Genomic DNA, 25,130 nt, shown 5'->3' with positions numbered 1-25,130 from the left:
AATGTGAACGCGATTATGTTGACCTGGAGCGCGGTGGAGCCGATGAAGACGCCTGAAATCGTATCGCAACAGACCCGACGCGATATGTATTGATCTGTAATCTTTTACCAATTTAGTTTTTGAGTTTCTGCACCCGCCCAAATAAACTGGACGGTTTTTTTAATTTAAGTCAGTTTTTCGCTCATAAAAAAGGACGCAAAATTAATAATCGATGTTTTTTGACGGCAAAAAAAGTAGGTTTGTCGATTTTGTTCTTAAAATTTAAGAAATCGTTAAAACTTTTAAGAAAAAATAAAACGTAGTCAACTTATACTTTGTACATTAGTTAGCTGCCTGCTTTACAAATACTTAGGCAGAAATCAACAACATCATTCTTTAATCAATACTTTATTTATGAAAAAACTTTATTTATTGCTGCTGGCGATTTTTTTCGTTTGGCAGGGAAATGCGCAACTGGTGTCATCGTACACTTTTTCGCAAAGTTCGGGGACGTACACGCCGATTACGGGAGGTGTAAATATTCCATCAACCGCTGCTGCGGGTTCCGATGACGGTGTTACGACTGCGGCGCCCATCGGGTTCAGTTTTACCTACAACGGAACCGCTTACACACAGTTCGGCATCAATTCGAACGGTTGGATATCATTGGGTTCCGCGGCGCCTTCGACAACTAATCCGTATACGCCTTTATCGACATCTCCGACAATTAATATCGTATCGGGATTTGGTGTCGATATCATCGGGAGACAACATTTTATGGTCAATCGCACGGCTTCAAGCCCTGTTCTCACCGTTACGGCGGGAAACACGAACAACCTGGCGATCGGTTCGACGCTGTCGGGAACTGGAATTACTACGGGTACAACTGTAGTTTCTAAGACCGCGACTACGATCACGATGTCGGCGAACGTCACGTCAGCCGGAACCGGAAGCCAATTGCGTGCTTGGGACGGTACGTCAGGAATACGGTATGAAACCACGGGTTCAGCACCAAACCGGAAATTGACAGTACAATGGACGGGTTGGTCGCGTTACATCACCAATGCTTCGACTGGAGACAAGATCGATTTTCAGATTGTGCTGTCAGAAACTTCGAATTTGGTAGAGATAATCTACAACCATGCAACGCCTAACGCCTCGGGCACAATCGCACCGCAAGTTGGGTTAAAAGGCGCTTCGGCTGCGGATTTCTATAACAGGACATCGGCCACGAGTTGGAGTGCAACCACGGCCGGGGCTACAAATGCCGACGCGATAACATACAGCAACCTTATCGCTCCGGCTTCAGGATTGACGTATACATTTACGCCTCCCGTACCTTGCGTAGGAACTCCGACACCGGGAAATACGATCGCGTCCGATAATCAGGCGTGCTCAGGACGAACCGTGAACTTATCACTACAAAATATGACGGCCGGTTCAGGCGTGACATACCAATGGCAATCCGGAACTTCTTCCAGCGGCCCGTGGACGAACATCGCGTTCACGACTTCGACGGCCTCGCCGGTAGTAACTGCTACTACTTGGTATCGCGCTTTGGTTACGTGTTCAGGAAACACGGGAACATCTAACCCTGTTGCGATCAGTTTGAGCACATCGGCCAATTGTTATCCGATAGTAAGTGCGACGAATCCCGCCGATGAAGATATTTCGAATGTTACCGTCGGAACATTGAACAATACATCGAATAACTGTGTCAACGCCGCGCCGGGTTCCGGTTCGATAGCAGGACGATACAGTAATTACAGCACCACTGTTGCAGCGCCGAACCTTCAGCAAAGCAGTAGCGTAAGTTTCTCGCTGACGATGACTTCGTGCTCGACGAATGCTTTTGGAAATTTTTTCCAGATCTATATCGATTACAACAAAGACGGAGATTTCGCCGATGCGGGTGAACAAGTATACAGTCAAGGTACAAGTGTTACGTCTGCCGGGCATACCGTGACAGGATCGTTTACGGTTCCTGCGGCCGCAACATTAGGTATTACCGGGATGCGTGTCGTCAATATAGAGGCGACGGCAGGCACGACTAATTATGCTACTACATCATATGTTTATGGCGAGACCGAGGACTACATTGTCAATATTACGGCGCCTGTGCTGCCAGATTATGTAAATCTACAATTCCCTGCCACCGCCACTATCCTGGCCGGAAATACAGCAACTGTTTACGGTCAGGTCTATGAAGGCGGATTAACCGACGTCGAACCGGGTTATTCGGGTCAAGCGGCGGGAATCCAGGCATGGGTCGGCGTAAGTCCGATTGGGTCGAACACAAATCCAAATACATGGACGAACTGGACACTCGCTACGCACAATGCCGGCCACGTAAGCAATAACGATGAATATCAAGCGAACATTGGTGCTTCATTAGTTCCCGGAACTTATTATTATGCGACGCGATTCAGTCTTTCAGGCGGTCCGTTCGTATACGGAGGAACCGATGGTACCAATGGCAATTTCTGGAATGGCACGACGTTTAACAGCGGTGTGCTCACGGTAAGTCCTAATCCGACGCAATGCTCAGGTTCGGCTATTTCACCTGCCAACGGAGCGACCGGCGTGACTGCCGGAACGGTGGCATTTTCTTGGACGGCCCCAACGAGCGGCCCTGCACCGACATCATACGATGTTTACGCGGGAACCACATCGGGATCTTTGACATTTGTGGCGAATGTCCCCGGGACGACCGCCAATTTCAATGTAACGGGCTATTCGACGACATTCTATTGGAGAGTGGTGCCGAAATCAACAGCCGGAGGCGATGCGACAGGTTGTGCGGAATGGAGTTTTACGACTCAAGTCGACCCGTTCCTGCCGTATTGTTCAACCGTCGCGTATTCGGTCGATGTAGAACCGATCACGCTGGTTAATTTTGCAGGCATAAATAATACGACGAGTAATACGATTGACGGAACGCCGTCACTTGAAAATTTTATTGCCATTTCAGGTAATGTGACTACCGAAACCTCGTACCAAATGACCTTGAAGGGAAATACAGGTGGAAACTTCACGACAAACTTCAGGGTTTTCGTCGACTGGAACCAAGATGGTGATTTTGCCGATGTCGATGAAATATACAACGGCGGGTCGGTGCTCAACTCAACAGGTATTGACGCCGTCCAATCACAATTTTCGATTCTGGTGCCTGCAACTGCACTCGGCGGAACCACGCGAATGAGAATTAAAAAATTATACAGTGCCGATGCTGGCGTCCTGACCAATCCATGTACGGGCGGACAATACGGACAGTCTGAAGACTATTCTCTTAACGTGACGGTTTGTACGCCGCTTGTTTGGTATGCCGATGCTGACGGTGATGGCTATGGCGATGCTGAAGTCAGCCAGTCGGCTTGTAATCAACCTGTCGGATATATCCTCGACAATACCGATTGCGACGATGGACTTGCTGCCGTAAATCCTGGAGCTACTGAAGTCGCCTTCAACGGGGTCGACGACGATTGCGATGGCACGATAGACGAAGGCAGTCAATTGTTTTCTAAAGTTTTGGCTTCGCAATGCGGAACCACTTTGGCAACGATCAATTCCCTTATTGGGGCGGTCAGCTTCGGAGCGCCTGTTGATGGCTACCGATTCCGCGTCGTGAACACGACAACCAGCGCCGTTCAGACGATCGATCGTACATCGCCGAACTTCCAATTGACGCAACTTGCTACGTACGATTACGCGACGACGTATTCAATTTCGGTTCAATTGCGCCGCAACGGCATATGGCTCAACTATTATGGAGATAGCTGTTTGGTTTCGACTCCTGCTATTTTGGGACCTGGAGGCGCGGCATCGGTTACGCCTTCACAATGCGGTATCGTTTTGACCAATATCAATACGTTGATCGCCACTACAAGTTTGCAGGGCGTTACGGGATATCGTTTCAGGATCACGAACACGACCGACATCACGGCGCCAAATCAAGTACAGACACTTGACCGCACGACGCATTGGTTCTCTTTACCGATGTTGGCCACATACGTTTACGGAACTACTTACACGATTGAGGTAGCCGTGAAAACGGGCAGCAGCACGACCTATTCAGGTTACGGCGCGCCTTGTTCGGTATCGACTCCTGTAGTTCCCGTGATCACGAATCCTGGAACTGCGGCAACGGCGACATCGTTGTTTTATACGACAAGTTTGAACCGCGCGACGTCATACCGATTCCAATTGTCATTGATGGTCGCTCCGTTTACGACGATTATCGTCGACCGTACGGCGCATTATTTCAGTTTCGGCAACGTTCCGGGATATGTTCCGGGCGGTCAATATGCCGTTCAGGTTGCCGTGATGACCTCAGGCGTCTGGTCTCCTTTCGGGGAAGCCGAATTGGTAACCGCACCTGGAGCTGCGCGTGGTAATTTTGAGGAAGAAGCACTGCCTACCGTCGCTTTCCGAGCCGTTGGTTATCCGAATCCATACGCCGAGACATTCGCTTTGGACATGGACACATCAAGTGAAGAAAACGTAAAAGTAAGAGTGTACGACATGTTGGGCAAGTTGGTTGACGACCGTGAATTCGCTGCAGATCAAATCGAGATGCAGGCGTTCGGTAATCGTTATCCTTCAGGTGTTTATAACGTGATCGTAACACAGGGAACTTTCGCGAAAACGCTTCGAATGGTTAAAAGGTAGTGCCTGAGTGACTGAGTACCTGAGTGCCTGACGCGAAATCGTTTAGAAGATTCGCTCAGTTTTATAGGATAATTGAAAAAGAAGTCGGGTTCGAAAGGATCCGACTTTTTGATTTTGTGGTGTCACGTCAGCGATGTTTTTGCGTGAGGGATGCGAGCGGAAATCCTTTTGCCTGGAAAGCAAAAGATTGCAGCGGGTCAGCCCGACGGCGGCTTTGTAATAACCTGCGCAACGGACGAAATTGACAGCCGCCGGCACGCCCAAAAAAATCACATGCTTTTCAATAGCAGTTTCAAGTCTATCGCATCGTTGAAGAAATTCTCCCACAAATCGCCTTTTTTCTCGAGCCGTTCGGGCAAGGTGTTGATGTTGAACGCCTTTAGATCGAGGTCGTCGTTGATCTCGTCCCACTCGAGAGGCGTGCTCACTCCGGCGCCTTCACGCGGTCGCAACGAATAGATGCTCGCCATGGTTTTGCCTTTTCCGTTTTGCAGGAAGTCGAGGTAGACTTTGCCCTGTCGTTTGGACGGCATCCGCTCGAGGCTCGTGATCGTGGGCAAATCCCTGTGGACCATTTGGCTGATGAGGTGCGAAAAGTCGCGTGTCTGCTCATACGAATATTTCGGTTTTACGGGGATGAACACGTGCAGTCCGTTTCCGCCCGACGTTTTGATGTATGCGGGAACGTTCAGGCTGTCCAGGATTTCCTTAACTTTTTGCGCCGTCTTTACGATGTTTTTCAACGGCGCGCCTTTCGGGTCGAGGTCGAAGATGATATAATCGGGATGGTCGAGCGTTTTGATGCGGCTGCTCCAGGGATTGATTTCGATGCATCCGATGTTCGCCATGTACAACAACGTATCCTTGTCGTTGCACAACAGCCAGGTTACGGGCTCGGTTTTGGAATCGGATTGGATTTCGATGGTTTTCGCCCATTTCGGAGCGGTGTCGGCGACGTTTTTCTGGAAGAAACCTTCGGATTTTATACCGTCGGGCGTGCGCCTCATGGATTGCGGTCGATCCTTGAGATAGGGCAGGATGTAGTCGGAAATTGAATTATAATACGCGATAACGTCGCCTTTGGTGATCTTTTCCTTGGGCCAGAATACTTTGTCGAGGTTGGAGAATTCGACTTTTTTTGACAATTGCGGAATGTCTTTCACCGACGTTTTTTTGGGACTCGCTGCGCGTTGGACACGCTGCGCTTTGGACACGTTGCGCTTTGGAATGCCAGACTTGCTATCGGGGCTGCTTTTGGTATCCATTTCGTTTATGGTTTCGGTTTCGATTTTTGGAAATTCGAGGATTACGTCCTGTGCTTTTTTGTCAGGGCGAAGACCGAGGTAGACCGGATGCCGCATCGAATTCGTCTCAGTGAATTCCGAGAACTTTACGTTCGCGACGAGTTTTGGCGTGACCCAATGCACGTTTTTTTCTTTTGGCGGATTTTTGAATGCGGGCGTCTTGCGTTCGAGTTTGTCGAGTTTTGTGCGCAGATCGTTCAGGATTTCTTCAGTATATCCGCTTCCGACTTTGCCCGAATACATGAATTCGCCTTTGTCGTAATATCCGAACAGCAACGCGCCCAGGCCTTTGCGACTGCCGCTCGGCTCGGTGAATCCGCCTATTACCATTTCCTGCTGTTTCTCGGTCTTGATCTTGAGCCAATCTTTCGAGCGTTTTCCGTTCGTGTATTTCGAGGCGATTTTCTTGGCGATGATGCCTTCGCCGTCTTCCTTTTCAGCTTTTTTGAATGCTTTTATCCCATCGCCGACAATGTGGTCGGAGAAGATGATGTTCTTCTTTTTGGGCAGGATCGCCTTGAGGATTTTCTTGCGCTGCAGCAAATCGAGCGACCGCAAATCGTAATTCCCGAAATACAGGATGTCGAACACGTAGAATTTCATCGTGCCGCGATCGGGATTTTCGTCGTGGTTCTGCAGCCATTGGAAACGGCTTTTGCCTTTGTCGTCCTCGATCACGATTTCGCCGTCGAGGATCATGTTCGGCGAAACACCTTCGAGGAGTGCGACGATTTCAGGATATTTCTTGTTGAATGAGATTCCGTTTCGAGAAACCAGTCGGCATTTCTTGTCTTCGATTTCAGCAAGCGCGCGATACCCGTCGAACTTGGTTTCGAACAACCAATCGTCGTTGTCAAACGCTTCGTCGGCAAGTGTCGCCAATTGCGGGCTCCAGTCTTTCGGGAATTCGTCGAGGCGTTCGGCTTCGGATAGATCTTCGGGCGAAAATTCTTCTTTCGCGGTTTTCTTTTTACTTGAGATCGCTTTTTTGAGCGAGGCTTTCTGTTCGGTCGCGGTTTTTTTCGTGCCGTCATTTTTTCTATCCGAACTCCAGACATCGTCTCCTTTCGCGATCGCGTCGAAATCGCGTTTGGTCAGGATGGAGTAGGGATTGTATTCGATGTCCTTGCCCGAGAATTCGTCTTTATGCTTGATGAGTAACCATTGGTTTTCACCTCGTCCGTGCATTTCGACGAGCGCCCACGAACCTTTAAGTTTTTCGCCGTGCAACACGATTTTTATCGAACCCGATTTGTGCTGCTTTTTCATTTCGGCGTTCTGCTTGGCAAGCGGGATTTCGCCTTCAGGTTCATAGGTTCCGATGTCCCAGACCATGACGGTTCCGCCTCCATATTCGCCTTTGGGGATCGTGCCTTCGAAGTCGATGTAATCCATCGGATGGTCTTCGACATGCATCGCCAAGCGCTTGTCCTGAGGATTTCCCGACGGGCCTTTCGGAACCGCCCAACTCACTAAAACGCCATCGATCTCCAATCGGAAATCGTAGTGCAGATGCGACGCTGCATGTTTTTGGACTGCGAAACGCAATTCGCCTTTGGACGGTTTTTTGACGCCTTTTGGTTCGGAGGTTTTTTGGAAATTTCGCTTGTCGTTGTAGGTGTTGAGATCCATAATTTTTTGATTTTAGACACGCTGCGCTTTGGACACGCTGCGTTTTGGACACGCTGCGCTTTGGACACGCTTCGCTTTGGACACGCTTCGCTTTGGACACGCTTCGCTTTGGACACGCTTCGCTTTGGACACGCTGCGCTTTGGACACGCTGCGTTTTGGACACGCTTCGCTTTGGACACGCTTCGCTTTGGACACGCTTCGCTTTGGACACGCTTCGCTTTGGACACGCTTCGCTTTGGACATTAGGACTCAATCGTTGTTGCCAGATTTTTTCGACGCGTCCCTGATGTCCAAAGCCCGCAGGGTGCGTCAATTCTTAATCGCTTCCAAACTCGCCCGCAACTGATCCAACAAATCATCGGCCGGATGGCGTTCTTTTTTCTTCTTCGGTTCTTCGTCCTCGACTACTTTTTTGCCTTTCGCCGCGGCTTTTTTCTTGATGACTTTGAGCAATTCGTCTTTGTACGTGTCTTTGTATTTTTCGGGTTCGAACTTATCGGTAAGCTGGTCGATGATGTTCATCGCCATATCGAGTTCTTTCTTGCTGATCGTGATGTTTTTTGCGGGCAGGTTTAGTTCGTGAGGATCGCGAAGATCCTGGTCGAATCGGATTTGGATCAATAGGATCGCGCCGTCTTCCTCCTTCAGGATGCCAAGGTGTTCCGACTGTCGGATAATGAATTTACACAATCCGACTTTACCCGATTTTTTAAGCGCGTCCCGCAACAACGCATAGGTTTTTGCGGCGATTTTATCGGGTTCCACGAGATATGGTTTTTCGAGGTATTTGGATGCGATTTCGTCTTCCTTTACGAATTCGAAGATGTCGATCGACTGGGTTTTCTCGGGCATGGCGCGCGCGATGTCGGCCTTGTCGAGAATCACGTAATCACCGTTCTCCTTTTTATAGCCTTTCGCAATCTCATCCCACGGCACTTCTTTCCCATCTTTTTTACAGACGCGCACGTATTCGATTCGGCATTGGTCTTTTTTTCGGATCATGTCCAGATCGATGCGATGTGTCTGGGAACCACTGTATAATTTCACGGGAATGTTCACGAGCCCGAAGCTGATGCCGCCTTTCCAAAGTGCTTTCATGTTTTTTGCGATTTTGCAACGTTCACACAAAGATTTGTTTTCTGGCAGAAATTTGCCTTATAAAATCAGTTGCAAAGCTTACATCTTTGACACACAAGTATTGTAACCGTACAAGGTGCGAATGGTAATGCTGTAAGATAATTCGTTATGCGATACCGACTTTTGTATGCAACCGTTAAAGATTATGTCATGAATGCGAACAACCCCATAAAATCAGTCACGTCAAAACTTTGGTTGCAAACCCGAATCAGTTTTTGGCGTATGCGTTTTGCGGCTTCCGGAATGATGAAAAGTTAAATACGTCCATTCCGACGCGAAAATCAGTACCACTCAATTTATCCTATTACGATCATGGCTTCCCCAAAGCAGTGTTTTTTTATTGATGACGATGCAGATGACCAGGATTTTTTCTGCGACGCCGCCCATACGATCGATTCCACCATACAATGTACTTTCGCCAATAATGGCATAGAGGCGATGTCCAGATTATCGGATGAAAATTTCTCGCCCGACGTGATTTTCATCGACATGAACATGCCCATGATGGGCGGACGCGAAACACTTGAAGAAATCCGCAAAATAAATCGTTTGAATAAAACCGCAATTTACGTATATTCGACAGGCGTTGCGCCCAATGTCGCCGAGGAAATGCTCGCGCTTGGTGCAACCGAATTTTTGACCAAACCATCGAATATGACTGACTTGCAACAATTGCTCGAAAAAATCCTAAAATGAAATGACTGTAGTTTCGGCAAAATCATTTCTTGATGGCGGAGGCGAACTCGGACAACTCATACGCGAAAAAGACTGGAGCGACACACCTTTAGGTGATCCGTCGACGTGGCCGCAAAGTCTGCGCACATCGATCCGGATTATCCTGACCTCGCGCCAACCTATGTTCGTTTGGTGGGGAAGCGAGCTCATCAACATCTACAATGACGCCTACAAATCGATCGTCGGAGGCAAACATCCCGAGGCGCTCGGGCAACCCGCGTCTGTCGTCTGGAAGGAAATCTGGAACGAAGTCGAGCCGCGCGCCAAGACCGTAATGGAGGAAAACACCGGGACGTACGACGAGGCACTTTTACTGCTCATGGACCGAAACGGCTATGTCGAAGAAACCTATTACACATTTTCATACAGCCCGGTTCCCGGAGACGACGGCACGACCCAAGGCATTATCTGCGCCAACACCGACGACACCAGACGCATCATGGGCGAACGCCAGTTGCGCACGTTGCGTGAGATTTCCAAGAATATCTCGGGCGTAAAGACGAATCACGAGATTTATCAAAAATCGTTGCAGGCGCTTGAGGCGAACCCGCAGGATTTTCCATCGGTGGCGCTTTATGAGATATCGAACGATGGCACGCAGATGAAACTTGTGGGCGATCTCTACGAACTCCCGAAATCACTCGCGCCCGAGGTCATTTATATCGAAGCACAAAAAGAAGTATATCCCGAGTTATGGCAGGTCATCCAAACCGGTAAAATCCAGACCGTTTCGAATGTGATCGAACGTTTCGGAAGCATGAACAGTCCGTTTTGGGAAGAATCTCCGAACGACGTCTTATTGCTCCCGATTTTACAGCCCGATCATGAATTCCCGTTCGCGTTGTTATCGGTCGGGCTCAATCCGCATCGACTGCTCGACGACGACTATATCGACTTTTTCAATTTGATAGCCGACCAGATTTCGACGGCGCTCAACAACGCTTACGCACTCAAACGCGAACAGAAAAGGGCAGAGGCGCTCGCCGAGATCGATCAGGCGAAGACGATTTTCTTCAGCAATATCAGCCACGAGTTCCGGACGCCGCTCACGTTGATGCTCGGCCCGATCGAGGAAATGCTGAACTCGTCGGCCGAAAATTTCACGACCCAAGACAAGGGAAACCTCGAAATCACGCACAGGAACGCGATGCGATTGCTGCGATTGGTGAATTCGTTGCTGGATTTCAGCCGAATCGAGGCCGGACGCGTCAAGGTAAAGTTCCGTGGGATCTGTCTCGGACAATACACGGCCGATCTCGCGAGTTCGTTCCAATCGCTGTTCGACAAAGTCGGTTTGGACTTCGAAATTCGGACCGACGTAAAATCCGCGGTTTTCGTCGACACCGACATGTGGGAAAAAATCGTACTCAACTTACTTTCGAACGCTTACAAATACACGCTTTCGGGCAAAATTACCGTCAGCGTCATCGAAAGCGAAAGTCATGTGACTTTAACCGTTTCAGACACGGGAACCGGAATTCCGGAATCGGAGATGCCGCATCTTTTTGAGCGTTTCCATCGTGTGAAGAACGCCGCAGGCCGCAGTTACGAAGGTTCGGGAATCGGATTGTCGCTCGTGAAGGAACTCGTACAGTTGAACCACGGCACGATTTCAGTGCAGAGCGTCGAAGGCGAAGGCACGGTATTCTCGATTCAAATGCCTATCGGACGCAAACATCTGCACGACGAGGAAATCGCCACCGACGAATTGCCCGACAAGATCGTCCCGACGCGTTACAGCGAAGAAGTGTTGCATAATGTTCCCGAAACTGATCCTGTCGCCGAACCCAAATCGAACGGCCAACAATACAAAATCCTTGTGGCCGACGACAATGCCGACATGCGGGATTATATAGTCAAACTGCTCGAAAAACACTACAATGTCATTCTGGCCGAAAATGGAAAACAGGCACTCGAAAAAGTCGCCGAATTCAGCCCTGATCTGATCGTGAGCGATATCATGATGCCCGTGATGGACGGGATCGAGATGTTGCAACACGTGAAATCGGATCCGGTCACGAAACATATCCCCGTACTTTTATTATCGGCACGCGCAGGTGAAGAGGCCAAAATCGAAGGCTACGAATTGGGTGCCGACGATTATCTGGTCAAGCCGTTCTCTGCCAAGGAACTGCTCGCGCGCATCCATTCGCAGCTCAGGATGGCCAAGACACGTGAACACATCGACCGCCAGCTACATAATGTTTTCATGCAGGCTCCGGTCGCGATCTGTTTGCTTCGCGGTTCGGATTTTATCGTGGAAACCGCGAACCAACGCATTCTCGATATTTGGGGGAAAGACGCCGAAACGATGCTCAATCGCCCTGTTTTCGAAGGCATCCCCGAAGTCGCGCGCCAAGGTTACCGCGATTTGCTAACCCAAGTTTACAACAGCGGCGAAACGTATATCGCTGAAGAAATGCCGCTCGAAGTGCTTCGGAACGGAACCGCCGAGAAGATCTACATCAAATTCGTGTACGAACCGTTTTACGAAGAAGACGGAACGGTGTCGGGTATCATGGTCGTCGCCGACGATATAACTGAAAGCGTAACGACGCGCAACGCGATCCAAGCGAGCGAAATTCGTCATAAACTGGCGGTAGAAGCCGCTCGGATGGGAAGTTTCGAATGGGTTTTCCACGAAGATTCGTTCATCTACTCGAATCGTTTGGCCGAGATTTTTGGATATGCGGCCGCGACATCGTTTCACCATTCCGACTTTGTCGATAAAATCCACCCCGACGATCTCGTCACGAGAAACGCAGCCGTGAACGAGGCCATGCAAACCGGGTTGTTGTTTTATGAGGCGCGGATCATTTGGGACGACGGTTCGGTGCATTGGATTCGGCTCAACGGAAAAATCGAGAACGACGCGACGGGCGAACCCGCAAAAATGTTCGGAACCGTGCTCGATATCACGAATGAGAAACTTCGGACATCGAAATTGCAGCAAAAAGTCATCGACCGGACGCAAAGTCTCAAAGAGAAAGACAAGGAACTCCGTGTGAGCGAGGAACGTTTCCAGCGCATGACCGAGGAAGTCCAGGATTACGCGATCATCTTACTCGATACCGACGGCACGATCCTCAACTGGAATCGAGGTGCCGAAAACATTAAAGGTTACAACGAAAACGACATCGTCGGCAGGAGTTTCACGATATTTTATTTGCCTGAAGACCAACAAACCCGTTTGCCGCAACGCCTGATCGCCGAAGCCGCATTGAACGGCCGCGCCACTGACGAAGGTTATCGCGTCAGGAAAGACGGCACCGTTTTTTGGGGAAGTATTTCGATCACGGCGCTTCACGACAGCGAAAACAACGTGATCGGCTTTTCAAAAGTGACGCGCGATCTTACCGAGCGAAAATTGTCAGAGGATCGCATGAAGAAATACAACGCCGAACTCGAATTCCAGAACCGCGAGCTCGAGCAATTCGCGTACATCGCGTCACACGATTTGCAGGAACCGTTGCGCAAGATCCAGATGTTTACGGGAATGCTCGAACGTAGCATGGGCGATCCTGAAGCCGTGAACCGATACTTCGAGAAGATAAATTCGTCGGCTGAAAGAATGTCCGACCTGATTCGCGCGGTTCTCAATTACAGCCGATTGTCAAAAACCGAAGACCATTTTGTAACCGTCGACATCAATGCGGTCCTACAAAACGTGCTCACCGATTACGAATTGCTCATCGAGGAAAAAGGCGCGGTCGTGCTCGTCGATGAGTTGCCTTCGATCAAGGCGATCCCGTTGCAGTTGAACCAATTGTTTTCGAACCTGATCGGAAATGCGTTGAAGTTCACCGAAGTATCGCCCGTGCTCACTATAAAATGTCGTGTGGTCAGGAATCAGGACATTCCGTTCGAGACGAAATTACCCAACGACGTTTCATTTTTGGAGTTGATTTTCTCAGACAACGGCATCGGGTTCGACCAGAAATACGCGGCGCAAATCTTCACGATCTTCCAACGATTGAATCAACGAACCTCATTTTCAGGAACCGGTATCGGACTCGCTTTGTGTAAGAAAATCGTCGAAAACCACCATGGATTCATTACGGCAAGAAGCCAGGCGGGCGAGGGCGCGTCGTTTTATGTGTATTTGCCCGTTGGGGTTTAATTCGTTAAGCGTTTAATTAGCCAAAACGTCCATTCACTGATTTACTAATTAACCTAAAACGGATATCCAATCGCCAAATTAAACACCAAATTCTCTTTCCTCCAAGCGCCGCTTCCGAAATCGATCTGATCGAGAACCCAACGGTCGCCTTCAGGTAAATACGGTTTGCGAAGCGGAAACGCCAAGTCGGTTCTGAGCACGAGGAACGACAGGTCGAAACGCAATCCCAATCCGGTTCCCACGGCGAGTTCGTTCATGAATTTGCCCGTGAACTTCGCTCCGGGTTTTGGATTTTCGGCCGTTCCGTTGTTGCGAAGCCAGATGTTTCCGGCGTCGATGAAAGCCGCTCCGTGCACGACACTAAATAGTTTTTGTCGGACTTCAGTGTTCATTTCGAGTTTTACGTCTCCCGATTGATCGGGTAGGAAATCGTCGTCGGGTACGTCCTCGTAGAATGTTCCAGGCCCGATCGAGCGCGCCCTGAACGCTCGGATACTATTCGTTCCTCCGATGAAAAATTGTTTGATGAACGGCAATTCGCCCGAATTCCCATACGAATATCCATACCCGAAGATTACGCGGCTCGCCAATTGTGTGTTCGGATTAAACTTGTGATAGTGTCGGAACTCGGCCTCGATCTTCACATACTGGCTGAACGGCACGCCAAAAACCTTCGTCGTGTCGCCTTTTTGGACATTTGCGCCCGTCGCGAATCCGGCGATCGTTCCCGCAACGTCCAAAGTCCCTTTGAAATAGATCGTGTTTTTGAGTCGCTGGCGCATCGTGTTCGTATATGTGTATGAATACACGGGTCCGAAAATCAATTGCTGCTGGATTACTTTTTCGAGCGTTCCGGTTTCATCTTCTAGAATGCGTTGTCGGTACAAATCGGTGATGTTTCCCGGATTTACGTACGTGACTTCGGTGACTTTTAACTCGTGTTCCTTGCGCACGTTTTCCTTCCACAAATAACTGAACGAACCCTTGAACGAGTTGAGCGAGTACAATTGTTCGCGCATCTGATACTCGTAACCCAACGTTGCTTTGGTCTTCGGCATGAAACCGCTTGCCGATTCGAACTTGAAAGGCGAAATGAAACGCGGCCAGACCAGATTCGCTTCGCCACCGACGCGGTACACGTTGAAGCCTTTGTTTTGTCCCGAAACCTGGACTTCGAGCCCGCCGAAAGCCGTAATCTGCAGCAATTCGGCGCCTTTGAACGTGTTTCGGTTGCTCCAGTTCACGTTGAGTTCGGTTCCCGTATAATTCGCCGAATTCGTTTTTCCGACGACTTCCACGCGGATCGATTTCTTCGGAAGCGGCGTCAAATAATAAAACGCATCGAGGTTGGTTCCTTCTTCATCGTCGACCACTTTAAAATCGTTTTTGACGAACTTGAAAACACCCAGGTTCGTGAGTCGGTTCAATGTTAAATTATGGTTCGTGCGGCTGTAGACGTCGCCTTTCTTGAAGTACATCGTGCGGTCGAAAATCCTTGGTTTGAACAAGTTTTTCTTATCGATGATCGTGAAGTCATTGTAATACGTGACGTCGGTCGAATCCACGCCGACCGTATCGCGTTGGCGCGTGTAGTTCGGATAGATGAAAATGTCGTTAATTCGGTAAACTTTTTTCGCGTCCTCGGGCGTGTCCGATTTTACCTTCACGAACAAATCGACCTTGTGTTCGCCGATCGTACTGTCGATCTGCACTTTCAGATAATCGGCGTTGAAAAAGAAATACCCTTTCTGCTTGAGCCGATTGTCGATGCGCTCGCGTTCGTCCTTGATGATATCAAGGTCATAACCGTCCCCGACCTTCAGCAGGCTGCGCCGTTGCGTCCTGGCGATCGTGCTGTCGAGATCAGTCGAATCTAGCGTGTCCTTCGGGAACGTGACGCTCTTGATGGTATATCTCGGGCCCGGCGTGACCGTAAATTCTGATTTTGCGCGCTTGCCGCTGCGTGTGGAATCGGCCGAGACCTTGGTTTTGAAGTAACCTTTGTTTTCAGCGTAATTCTGCAATATATCGGCGTTGTAATCGAGATCGACTTTGCTGAAAAGCACGGGCGCTTCACCGACTTTGTTGCGCAACCAGTGTCGGAAACCCTTTTCTTTCTTGGGTTCGCCCGCGATGTTGTAGATGTATAATTTCGGACGCAGACCCAGAATGGATTTGTTCGGAATCGGGCGCACCAATCCTTTTAATTCTTTTTCGAGTGCTTTGCGGTCTTTTTTCTTCATGACCGAATCTTTGACGGTGACTTCGGTTCCCGTGTACAGAAGTTCGCCTTCGGGAAGGAAACGCGTGTTGCTGCAGGCTGCGATCAGCGCGCAAATTAGTAGGCCGAGAATTTTTTTTAGTCGCGGATCCGCAGATTTCAATACGGATTGTTGCGTGGAAAAATGCTTAGCAAAATCCGCGAATCTGCTGCAAAAAAGATAAAAGTAATGTTTAATCCTGGCTTCCATCTTCCGGTTCAGTTTGTTCAAGTTCTTTTAATTTGGCGTCGTTCTCGGCTTTTTTCTTCGCATCGGCTTCCTTTTTCTCTTTCTTGCGCTTGCGGTCTTCGCGTATCATTCGCTTTTCCTCGGGGCTGCGATGGAACAGTTCGTTGAATTTGTTGTAATCCATCGTGATGATGAACGCGACGCCCGTTTCGATTACTTGGCCTTGCAACGCCATTTGGTATTCGTTTTTGCGATAGGCGCGCACGGCATAGCGACCGTCACGCGTGAGTTGGTATTCGGCCGACAAATCTCCGGCGATGTTGTTCGTTTCCTCATTCGCCTGCTGCGGACCTTCGAGCCCGAAGCTGCTGCCGACCGTGACGTTGAGTCGGTCGTTGAGCAAGCGTTTCGAAACCGCGACATTCAAGTCGGTGCGGTTTTCGCGCGAGCCCGTCGTGTAGTCATCGCTCGATTCGAGATCGAAGTTGAATTCGACGCCTTTTACCAGTTCGGTCGCGAGGTTGTTGAGTTGTTGCGACAGGATTTTGCTTACCGACTGGCGTGCGAACGTCTCGCCCGACAAACCGCCGGCTTCGCTCGAGAATGGATTTTCGCCTATGAATCGGTTCAACAAAAGAAGCGCGAAAACCTGTTTGTTCAATTCGGCGGGATCGCGTCTCAATTCTTCGAGTTTGGTCCTCGATGCATCGACGACATCGCTTGAAACGCCGTAGTTCTTGTCGGGCAAGACAATGTCAAACGTGATTTCGGGTTTCAACAATTCGCCCTGCATCTTGAGTTGCGCCTGGAACGGAAGCCGTTGTTTGTAGATGTTCTTTTCAGAATCGGTTCCCGTTAATTGGTTCCCGATCAAATCGATAGGCGCGGTGTTCGCGGTATAAACGGCCGTAATGTTGATGTTGGCCGACGTCGGTTCGCCCGTCCATAAAATGTAACTGCCGTCGGCGATCTCGAACTTGCGTTTGATCAAGTTGAACGACATTTGGTAGAAACCTTCCTTGAGTTCGTAACGTCCCGTCAGACTCGTTTTTCCCGATGGATCGATGCCGCCGTTGAGCCGCGCCTCGCCCTTGAGTTCCAGATAATCGCCGTTTCCTTTGTCGATTACGAGTGAAAGCGTCGCTTCTTTATTGATCTCGATGTTTACGTCGATGTCCATTCCCTTGAACTTCGACGTGCTCAGCGAATCCTTTTCAGTCATCAATTTTTCAGTGAGTTCGGGATTGTCGACGTCGATGAATTCAACGATTCCTTCGCGGTCGGCGATTCCCGGATCCTGTTGCGGCAACACGACGGTGAATTTCGTGTCTTTGTTCACCTTGAGCGAGCCCGTCACGACAGGTTTGTTCAAATCTCCGGCGACATTCAGATTCGTGTCGATAAACAGTTTCCCGTAGAACAGGTCGCTGTCTTTTTCGGTCGAATTCACGGCCTTGAAATTGTCGGCGCGGATTTTCAAGTCGAACCCGAAGTCGCGGTAATTCTGAGTGAGCACGCGTCCGTCGAGGCTTAGTTTATTGTTGTCGGAATCCACGAATTCGAACTTATCGAAGTTGATTCCTTCGTTGTTGAACGTGATTCGTTCGTCTGAAACGCGCAATTCCGAATTGAGTTGCGTGATCGTGAATTTCGAATCGTTGAACGCGATGTCTCCGTCGATGTTCGGATTGTCGGCCGTTCCCGTGACCTTGAGTTTGCCCGAGAGGAAGCCGCTGCTTTTTGACAATTGGCCCATACTGAACGCCTGAACGCTCATCATCTGCAAACGCTGCATGTCGAGATCAAGGTCAAAAGTCTTGGTGTCGGCGCGGTAGTTTCCGTTGAGATTTACCTGGTTGTCGTTGCCTGAAATCACCACGTCGGCGCGATACGTATTGGCAACGATATTGTCGACCTTGATGTTCACGTTCCCGACCGTGTCCTTGCTCACCGTGAGTTGCTCGATCGTCAGGTCGGATGTGAAAACCGGATTCGTCGCAAGGTTTTTGAGCAATACGTTTCCGTTCAGGCTTCCGCCTATTGACAAACCTTCCTTGCTGTCCTTGGCGATGATTTCGGTAATCGTCTCGAGCTTAAAGTCAGTGAACGTCGCTTCGAGTGGCGCGTCCATTGCTGTGGATTGCGATTGGAGCTTGATGCTGCTGCCTTCATTCGTCATCTCGAAATCCTGTGCATTCACGCCGCCGCTTCCAAGTGAAATCTTATTGTCGGTCGCGATCGTCCACGGGTCGTAGTTGAGCACGAGCCCGTCGGGATTCAAATGGATCTGGGTGATCTGTTCGATGGCCTTCATGTCGCCTGCGATCCGATAATGTTCTTTCCCCGACAAATCGCGCACTCGCAACGTGTAGGTCACGACATTGTCTTTCACGGTTCCGTTCAGGTTCGTGTCGGGCAGCTGGAACTGCTTGTTCTCGATCTGGTCGATGTTGATGTTGTAGACGAGCGAATCCTGTTCGGTATGGATATCGATCACGCCGCCCGAAATCGTGTTGTCGGCGTACACCAAACGCGGGATCGTTCCTTTTACCGCCAGACTGTCGATCGACGATTTGTAGCCGCCTTCGATATGGATCGGTTCGAGGCGCGTGAGTTCGGGAACGAGTTTGAGCAAGACGGGATCGTTGTTCACATCGGCCGAGAATTCGAATTCCTGATTGCCGACGTCTTCCTTGCGCGCTTCGGATTTTGGCTTGGTCGAATAATATTTGGCGATGGTGTTCGACAGCGCCGTCCCGACTTTGGTGAGTTTGTATTTCCCGTTCATCTCGGCGCGCAGGAATTGCGATTTGAGTGCGAGTTTGGTCGAATCGGCGGTTGAGACTGCGGTCGCCGTGAGTGAATCGAGTTGGAATTGTTCCTTCTCGTTCGCGATCACGAAATGGTAGGCGTTTACGGTTCCGTTCAACATGTCGGGATTTGTCGAATCCATGTCGGCGACGACTTTTCCTTTGAGCTTCATCGGGCCCGCGTGCAGATTGAGTTTGTCGAGGTCGGCCATGTCGATGTTCAGGTCGAGTTTCACGGCCGGATATTTGTCGCGGAAATTCCCGCTTGAAACCATGTCGAACGTCAAATTCGGATCGTCCATCGAGGCCGTCGCGTTGAATTTCCCATTTTTGATATCGCCTTTCAAATCGAGGTTTTTGTACGTGTAACCGTTGAAATCGGCCTTGATCAATCTTCCGTCGAGTTTGGCGGTGGCGGTTTTCGGATCGAGTCCTGTTCCGATCACTTTGGTTTTCAAACTGATCTTGCCGATGGAATCGTTCTTCAGCAATTTGCCCAGATCGAAGTTGTCGAGCGCGACGTCGGCGTTGTATTTCTCCCGGTTTTTGGTTCGCGCGTCAAACGTGGCTTTGACTTTGGCATTGCCGAAACTGCTTTTGAGGTTCAAATTTGCATTCAGATTGTTCGCTTTTCCCTTAAATGTTCCCGACAGTAAAATGTTTGTGGGTAATTGGATATTGTTCGGAATCGTTCCCGGCGGCACGAAACCGTTTATGTCTTTCGCGGTCGTGTTGACTTCGCGGATGTTCAGGTCGAAGTATGCATTCTTCGCGTCGGGCAGACCGATGATGCGACCGCTCGCCGCCAAACGCGTATTCCCGATGCCGCTGATCTCGATGTTCGGGATCGTAAGGTCGCGCAATTTGCCGCTTACCGACCCGTTGAGGAACACGATCGCGTTGGGATTATCCTTGAACGGATTCGTGTCAGCGAGCGTCGGAACGAATTGCAAAATATCTGAGAATGCCAAATGACTGTCGTCGAAAGACGCGTTCACGCCGAGTTCGCCCGGATTTTCCTTGATCGATTCAAGCGACGGATACGTTACGACGACGTGATCGCGCACCAAAGTATTAGGCGTTTTGAGATACAGGTTTTTCAAGTGCGCGCGTGTCTGGCCGTAGAAGAAATCCGTGCGTAATTCCTCGATCTCGACGCCGCTTTTGTCGCGCATAGCGAATTCGCGCACGTTTCCTGAAATCACGCTCGTCGTATAGCTCAGTTGTGTCGCCTTGAGTTTGAATTTTGAAAGTTCGAGGTGTTTGTAGTCGATGCCTTTCGCGACGGGAGCCGAATTTTCATCGTCGAACCTGAAGTTCACATCCGATATATCGGCCTGGTCGAGTTTTACGTTCCAGCCTGTGTTCGCGGCTTTCGATTCGAGTTGTATCTCGCGATTCATCTTGACTTGCTTGATTTTGCCTATCGTAAAACCGCCTTTCAAACCTTTCATTTCCATTGCGCTGATCGCGAGCGTCTGCTTCTGGATGTCGGTCTTGTCAAACTTCATTCGCAATTTGTCCAGCGATAAACCTGAGTTTAAGCGCGTTCCGGCGTTGTCGTAACCGATCGAGATGCGTTTGAAATCTATTTCGCCGAGCTTGATTTTGAACGATGGATTTTTAGCCAGGGAATCGGCGACTTCAGCCGTATTTTGCCCGATCTCGCGAATGAGTTCGCCCTGTTTCAAGCTCAGTTTCAAGCCGTCCATCGTGATTTTGGGCACGTCGAAATCGGATTTGTCGAGGTCGAATTTCTTGATTTTGGTATCGAAATGATGGAGTGCGACGGTCAAATCGTTTTTGGTGATCGCGTCGTCGAACCTGACTTTTATGCGGTCGAGGTTTACTTTTTTGATCGAGAATTTCATCGGTTTGGCATTCGGATCCTTGGGTTCGCCCGAATCGAACGCTTTCAAGATATAATCGAAATTGAAAATGGAATCGCGGCTGCGCGTGACGTTCGCGTTGATTCCTTTGAGGTCGATGGAGTTGATCTCGACCGTGTTGCTCATGAGTTTGAACAGGTCGATGTCGACAGCGATTTTTTCGGCCAAAATCAACGTGTCGCCTTTCTGGTCGCGCAGGAAAACGCCTTCGACGATGACTTTTTTGGGCAGTCCGATTTCGATGCGATCGATTCGGACAGGTGTTTTGATCTTACCTTCGAGATACGTTACCGCTTTGTCTTTTATGTAGTTCTGAACCGCCGGAACCTGGATTAAAAGTACGATAAGCAAAAAAAGCCCGATGACGATTCCCACCGTCCAGGCTGATATTTTGAGGCTTTTGCGTACATATTTGTTCAACTCCCGCTGCTTTTTTTAAAGGTAAGCCAACCGCGTGGTTTTCCAATCGGAGATTAGAAAATTTTAAAATGAATTTGCTTACAAAAGTGGAATTTTTTGACGTTTTGCGAATTATAGAGTGTATCGCAGATTTTGTATAATTACCATTTGAAACTTTGCTGCGGATATTTACATGGATTTTGCTTTGGATATGCGGACTTATACGGATTTGTCCGATTTGAAAGTATTGAAATTTGGATCCGCGCTAACACCGGATTTGTATGCGCATTGCCATTTTTCGCCACGGATACACGGATTTTCACGGATTGTTTTGAAATCATCAATACGTGAGCCACGAATTCACGAATGCGGTTTGAAATTCGCGAATCTGCGGCGAAAGCATTGTGAATAGAAATAGGTTCCTATGATTATCGATTCAGGTATTTCAAATGTAATCCCTGAAAATCCGTGTATCCGTAGCAAAAATGTGCCACGAATATAAAATAGTTAGCCGCGAATTCACAAATGCAGTCACATTCGCGAATTCGCGGCCGAAAATATTTTAAATCTTACTAGATATTAAGCAGGAACGTCTCTTTGTTCAGCGCCGAGGTATGGAACTGCCAGTTGATGCTGAGCACTTCCGTCAACACTTTCTTGAGTTGCGTGAAATCGTTCGGTTTGCGAATATAAATGTTCGCGCCATTGATGAACGTGTCTTCCATATCCTTTTCAGAATTCGAAGTCGAGTAGATCGCCACCGACAAATCCTTGAACTTTTGAATCGCCCGGATTTCCTTCAAACATTCCACGCCCGATTTGTACGGCATATTCAAATCCAGGAAAAGAATATCAGGGCGTTTGTTTTTTGGATCTTCGAGATAACCTACCAAATCGCGCCCGTCTTCGAGCATCGTAAGGCTGGTTTCCATCTTAAGTTCGCTTAGCGCGTCATTGAAAATGCTTCTGTCATCCTGGTCATCGTCCAATGCCGGTTCCCTCGTATTCCTGCTTTCCGTGCAAGCGCTGGAAAAGTTCGAATATCTTTTGCTTGTAAACGGGATCGAAGCCGATTCCGTTGTCGGAAACTGAAATTTTCCAGAATTCCTTGTTCGCCCGTTCCTCAACCGCTACGATTTCGGCACTTATTTTTACGATCGGCGCTCTATCGGGTTTGCTGTATTTGAGCGCATTCGAAATCAAGTTGTGCAGCAATTGCTGGAATTGTATCGGAATAACTGAAATCGACGGCAATTCATCTGAAAATACGGTCGCATTTTTGCCCGAAATCACTTCTTCAAGACTCGTCTTGACTTCCTTGATGATTTTATTGAGGTTCGTTTTGACGAATTTGACATTTTCGGCATTCGTACTTGAATACTCGAGCAATGATTGGATAAGTTTCTGCATGCGGTTGATGGCCGACGTCATGCGTTCGAAATACTCCGACGATTGGGCCGAAAGTTTCGATCCGTCGACATCCAAAATCCGTCCCGCGAACATGTTGACCTTGCGCAACGGTTCCTGCAGATCGTGGGATGCGATATAATTGAAGGATTCCAAATCCTCGTTCGTCGACTGCAATTCGTGGTTTTGGGAAACGAGCCTGTCGTTGAGCTGCTTGAGCTCGAGTTCCGAATTGATGCGTTCGGTAATGTCGCGAGCGATCACGAGCACGGCGTAGATTTCGTCGTCCTTCTTTAGCGGAATCATGAAATCCTCGTAGTAAATGTTTTTGATCACCGATTTATAGACCGGATTATGGATCGTTTCGCCCTTCAAGGCGCGCAATAGATCTTCGTAACCTGAAGTTCCTTTTGATTGTGGATAAACGTCGGTCAATTTCCTGCCGATAACTTCGTCCTTCAAACCGTACATGCGTTTGGCCGCATCATTCACGGCCAGGAATTCCAAGTCTTTTCCGTACACGAGCATGACGTCGACCGAGGCGTTGAAAACCGTATCCGAAAAATCCCTATTGTCCTTTAATTCCTGCGCCTGACGAAGGATTTCAGACGTTCTCGCGTGGACTTTTTCTTCTAAGATGTCGTTCAAAAGTTTGGTGTCGTGGATGTCGGTCACGCTGCCGATGTAGCCGATGAAAGTTCCATCGGTATCAAAACGCGATACGCCTTTGTCGAGCATCCAGCGGTATTCGCCATCGTGACGCTTCAATCGCATTTCCTGTTCGAAACCAATCTGCTTCTCAAAATTCGCATCGTAGTTTGCCGCTACGCGAGCGACATCGTCGGGGTGAATGCAATGGATCCAGCCGTCGCCCAGTATTTTCTCGAGCGTCTCGCCCGTAAAATCGAGCCAGCCTTTGTTGACGAACTCGCATTGTTTCCGGGCATTCGACATCCATATCAACACGGGCGCCGTGTCGGCAATCATCCTGAAATGGTCGTCTATATCTTTCCTTTCGGAGCGATCGATCTTGGTCATTCGTTTATTGAGTGAAACGGGGTTTTAAACAAATATAACTTTTTACAAAAGTCGTTTTTCTTAAAGAAAAGTTATAAAACCAGTTCCGACAACAGGCGTTGAAGCGTCAGTTGAGGGTCTGACGTAAAGCCCGGATGCGGACGCGACGTTTGGATTACAGTACTTCGGATTGCCGTGAGCCAGCGGAAACGTTCGGCGGTTTCCATTTGTCCGATCGGTCCCGAATCTCTCGCGCCCACAGCTATCTTTTCAAGCGATTTCAAATTCGCCATGACTTGTTCCGAATCGGTTTCGTTGCAGAATGCGCGCAATTTCGATTCGTCGAGCGCACAGATCGCCTTGAGGAATTTGTGTCGTTTGCAGAATAAGATTACGCCCGCGTTCAGGAATTCCTCGCGTTCGATTTTGGGCACGACGCGGATCACCGCAAATTCATAAAGCTGCTCTTGCATCGTTGGCCTGTTTGATGAAAATGGAGGAATTGTCGCGTCGGACTTTTAAAAATTCGAGGTAGATCGCGCGGATTTCATTCGGTTTGAGTTCCGATTCTTCCCAATGCAACCAATCGTCGGGAATCAAACCGACAATTTCAGATAGCAGTTCGTCGGTCAAAATCGCTTTGAATTCGGCGTCCACGGTTTCGAGTTCCGACGCGTTTTTTATCAGGACGTGATCTTTTATCATCGCGAATGCCACTTTAGCATGCCCGATCGGATCGGTGAACGCGTGATGGAAATACAAGGACGCGCCGTGATCGATTAACCACAATTCTTTGTGCCAGATCAACATGTTCGTGTTTCGGAACGTGCGGTCGACGTTGGTCAGAAATGCGTCGAGCCAGACGATTTGGGAGGATAATTTCGCATCGACTTCGGTCACGACGGGATCGAACGTGATCGCGCCCGAGAGGTAATGCATCGCCAAGTTCAATCCTTGTGAGAATTTCAGCAAATCCTGGATTTCCTCATCGGCTTCGCTTTGTCCGAACGCTTCGTCGAGGTTCGCGAATACGAGTTCGGGTGTTCGTAAATTGAGTGCGCGCGCGACTTCGCCACCGATGAGTTCGGCGATCAGGGCTTTCACACCGTGTCCGGCGCCTCGGAATTTGAGGACGTATTTAAAGTCGTCGTTTCCTTCGGCCAGCGCTGGCAAGGAGCCGCCTTCGCGTAGTGGGAGAATGTAGCGTGTGACGTTTATGGTTCGTAGTTGCATTTTTTTTAGTTGCAGTGAAGACACGAAGTTAGTTTATTTTATTTTTTCTTTTGCCACGAAGGCTCGAAGACACGAAGAAAGAAATCCGATAGTATTGCAAGCCGTAAATCAGGTAAAAGCTTTTAACCTTCGTGTCTTCGTGCCTTTATGGCCCAAAACAATCAAATTTTCCGTGCCCTAATTAGTCCGCACAACCTGATCATCGCAATCACATAAATCAAAGTAAAAGCTTTTAACCTTCGTGTCTTCGTGCCTTCGTGGCCCAAAACAATCAAATTTTCCGTGCTCAGTCCGCATAACCTGATCATCGCAATCACGTAAATCAAAGTAAAAACATTTAACCTTCGTG

At 49.1% G+C, this 25,130-nt stretch carries 11 protein-coding genes; 3 read left to right on the top strand and 8 right to left on the bottom strand.

What is annotated here, in order from left to right; all coding sequences use genetic code 11:
• Positions 1–393: 393 nt before the first annotated feature.
• The gene (locus EOO50_RS11935) at positions 394–4,647 is read left to right on the top strand and encodes a GEVED domain-containing protein (protein ID WP_290840415.1); all 4,254 of its coding nucleotides are present in this window, start codon (positions 394–396) and stop codon (positions 4,645–4,647) included.
• A gap of 269 nt (positions 4,648–4,916) precedes the next feature.
• Here EOO50_RS11935 and ligD read toward each other — a convergent pair whose 3' ends face one another.
• Positions 4,917–7,583 (bottom strand): DNA ligase D, encoded by a 2,667-nt coding sequence (gene ligD, locus EOO50_RS11930; protein ID WP_290840413.1) that lies wholly within the window; start codon positions 7,581–7,583, stop codon positions 4,917–4,919.
• A gap of 310 nt (positions 7,584–7,893) precedes the next feature.
• Positions 7,894–8,682, bottom strand: a complete 789-nt coding sequence (locus EOO50_RS11925) for a Ku protein (RefSeq protein WP_290840411.1) — start codon at positions 8,680–8,682, stop codon at positions 7,894–7,896.
• A 351-nt stretch (positions 8,683–9,033) separates the two neighbouring features.
• Here EOO50_RS11925 and EOO50_RS11920 point away from each other — a divergent pair, with 351 nt between their 5' ends.
• Both EOO50_RS11920 and EOO50_RS11915 read left to right on the top strand, forming a co-directional pair.
• Positions 9,034–9,417 (top strand): response regulator, encoded by a 384-nt coding sequence (locus tag EOO50_RS11920; protein ID WP_290840409.1) that lies wholly within the window; start codon positions 9,034–9,036, stop codon positions 9,415–9,417.
• 1 nt (position 9,418) lies between these two features.
• Positions 9,419–13,576 (top strand): ATP-binding protein, encoded by a 4,158-nt coding sequence (locus EOO50_RS11915; protein WP_290840407.1) that lies wholly within the window; start codon positions 9,419–9,421, stop codon positions 13,574–13,576.
• A 53-nt stretch (positions 13,577–13,629) separates the two neighbouring features.
• On the opposite strand, the gene EOO50_RS11910 is transcribed toward EOO50_RS11915, so the two are convergent.
• From EOO50_RS11910 to EOO50_RS11885, 6 genes are all read right to left on the bottom strand, one after another.
• Entirely contained in the window at positions 13,630–15,960 is a 2,331-nt protein-coding gene (locus EOO50_RS11910; protein WP_290840405.1) for a BamA/TamA family outer membrane protein, read from the bottom strand.
• Between the two features lie 70 nt (positions 15,961–16,030).
• A complete protein-coding gene (locus EOO50_RS11905) occupies positions 16,031–21,145 on the bottom strand; it encodes a translocation/assembly module TamB domain-containing protein (protein ID WP_290840403.1) in 5,115 nt (1,704 codons plus the stop codon).
• A gap of 551 nt (positions 21,146–21,696) precedes the next feature.
• Entirely contained in the window at positions 21,697–22,056 is a 360-nt protein-coding gene (locus tag EOO50_RS11900) for a response regulator (RefSeq protein ID WP_290840401.1), read from the bottom strand.
• 46 nt (positions 22,057–22,102) lie between these two features.
• Positions 22,103–23,569: a PAS domain S-box protein gene (locus tag EOO50_RS11895; RefSeq protein WP_290840399.1), complete on the bottom strand. Its 1,467-nt coding sequence runs from the start codon at positions 23,567–23,569 to the stop codon at positions 22,103–22,105.
• A 71-nt stretch (positions 23,570–23,640) separates the two neighbouring features.
• The gene (locus EOO50_RS11890) at positions 23,641–24,021 is read right to left on the bottom strand and encodes a DUF3037 domain-containing protein (protein WP_290840397.1); all 381 of its coding nucleotides are present in this window, start codon (positions 24,019–24,021) and stop codon (positions 23,641–23,643) included.
• Entirely contained in the window at positions 24,002–24,781 is a 780-nt protein-coding gene (locus EOO50_RS11885; protein ID WP_290840395.1) for a HipA family kinase, read from the bottom strand. The genes EOO50_RS11890 and EOO50_RS11885 overlap by 20 nt, the downstream gene beginning before the upstream one ends.
• Positions 24,782–25,130: the final 349 nt, after the last annotated feature.

It is taken from the genome of Flavobacterium sp., assembly GCF_004211145.1.
Taxonomy (GTDB): Bacteria; Bacteroidota; Bacteroidia; order Flavobacteriales; family Flavobacteriaceae; genus Flavobacterium.
The sequence above is the reverse complement of the archived record's forward strand: the minus strand, read 5'-3'. Positions and strand labels throughout refer to the sequence as shown.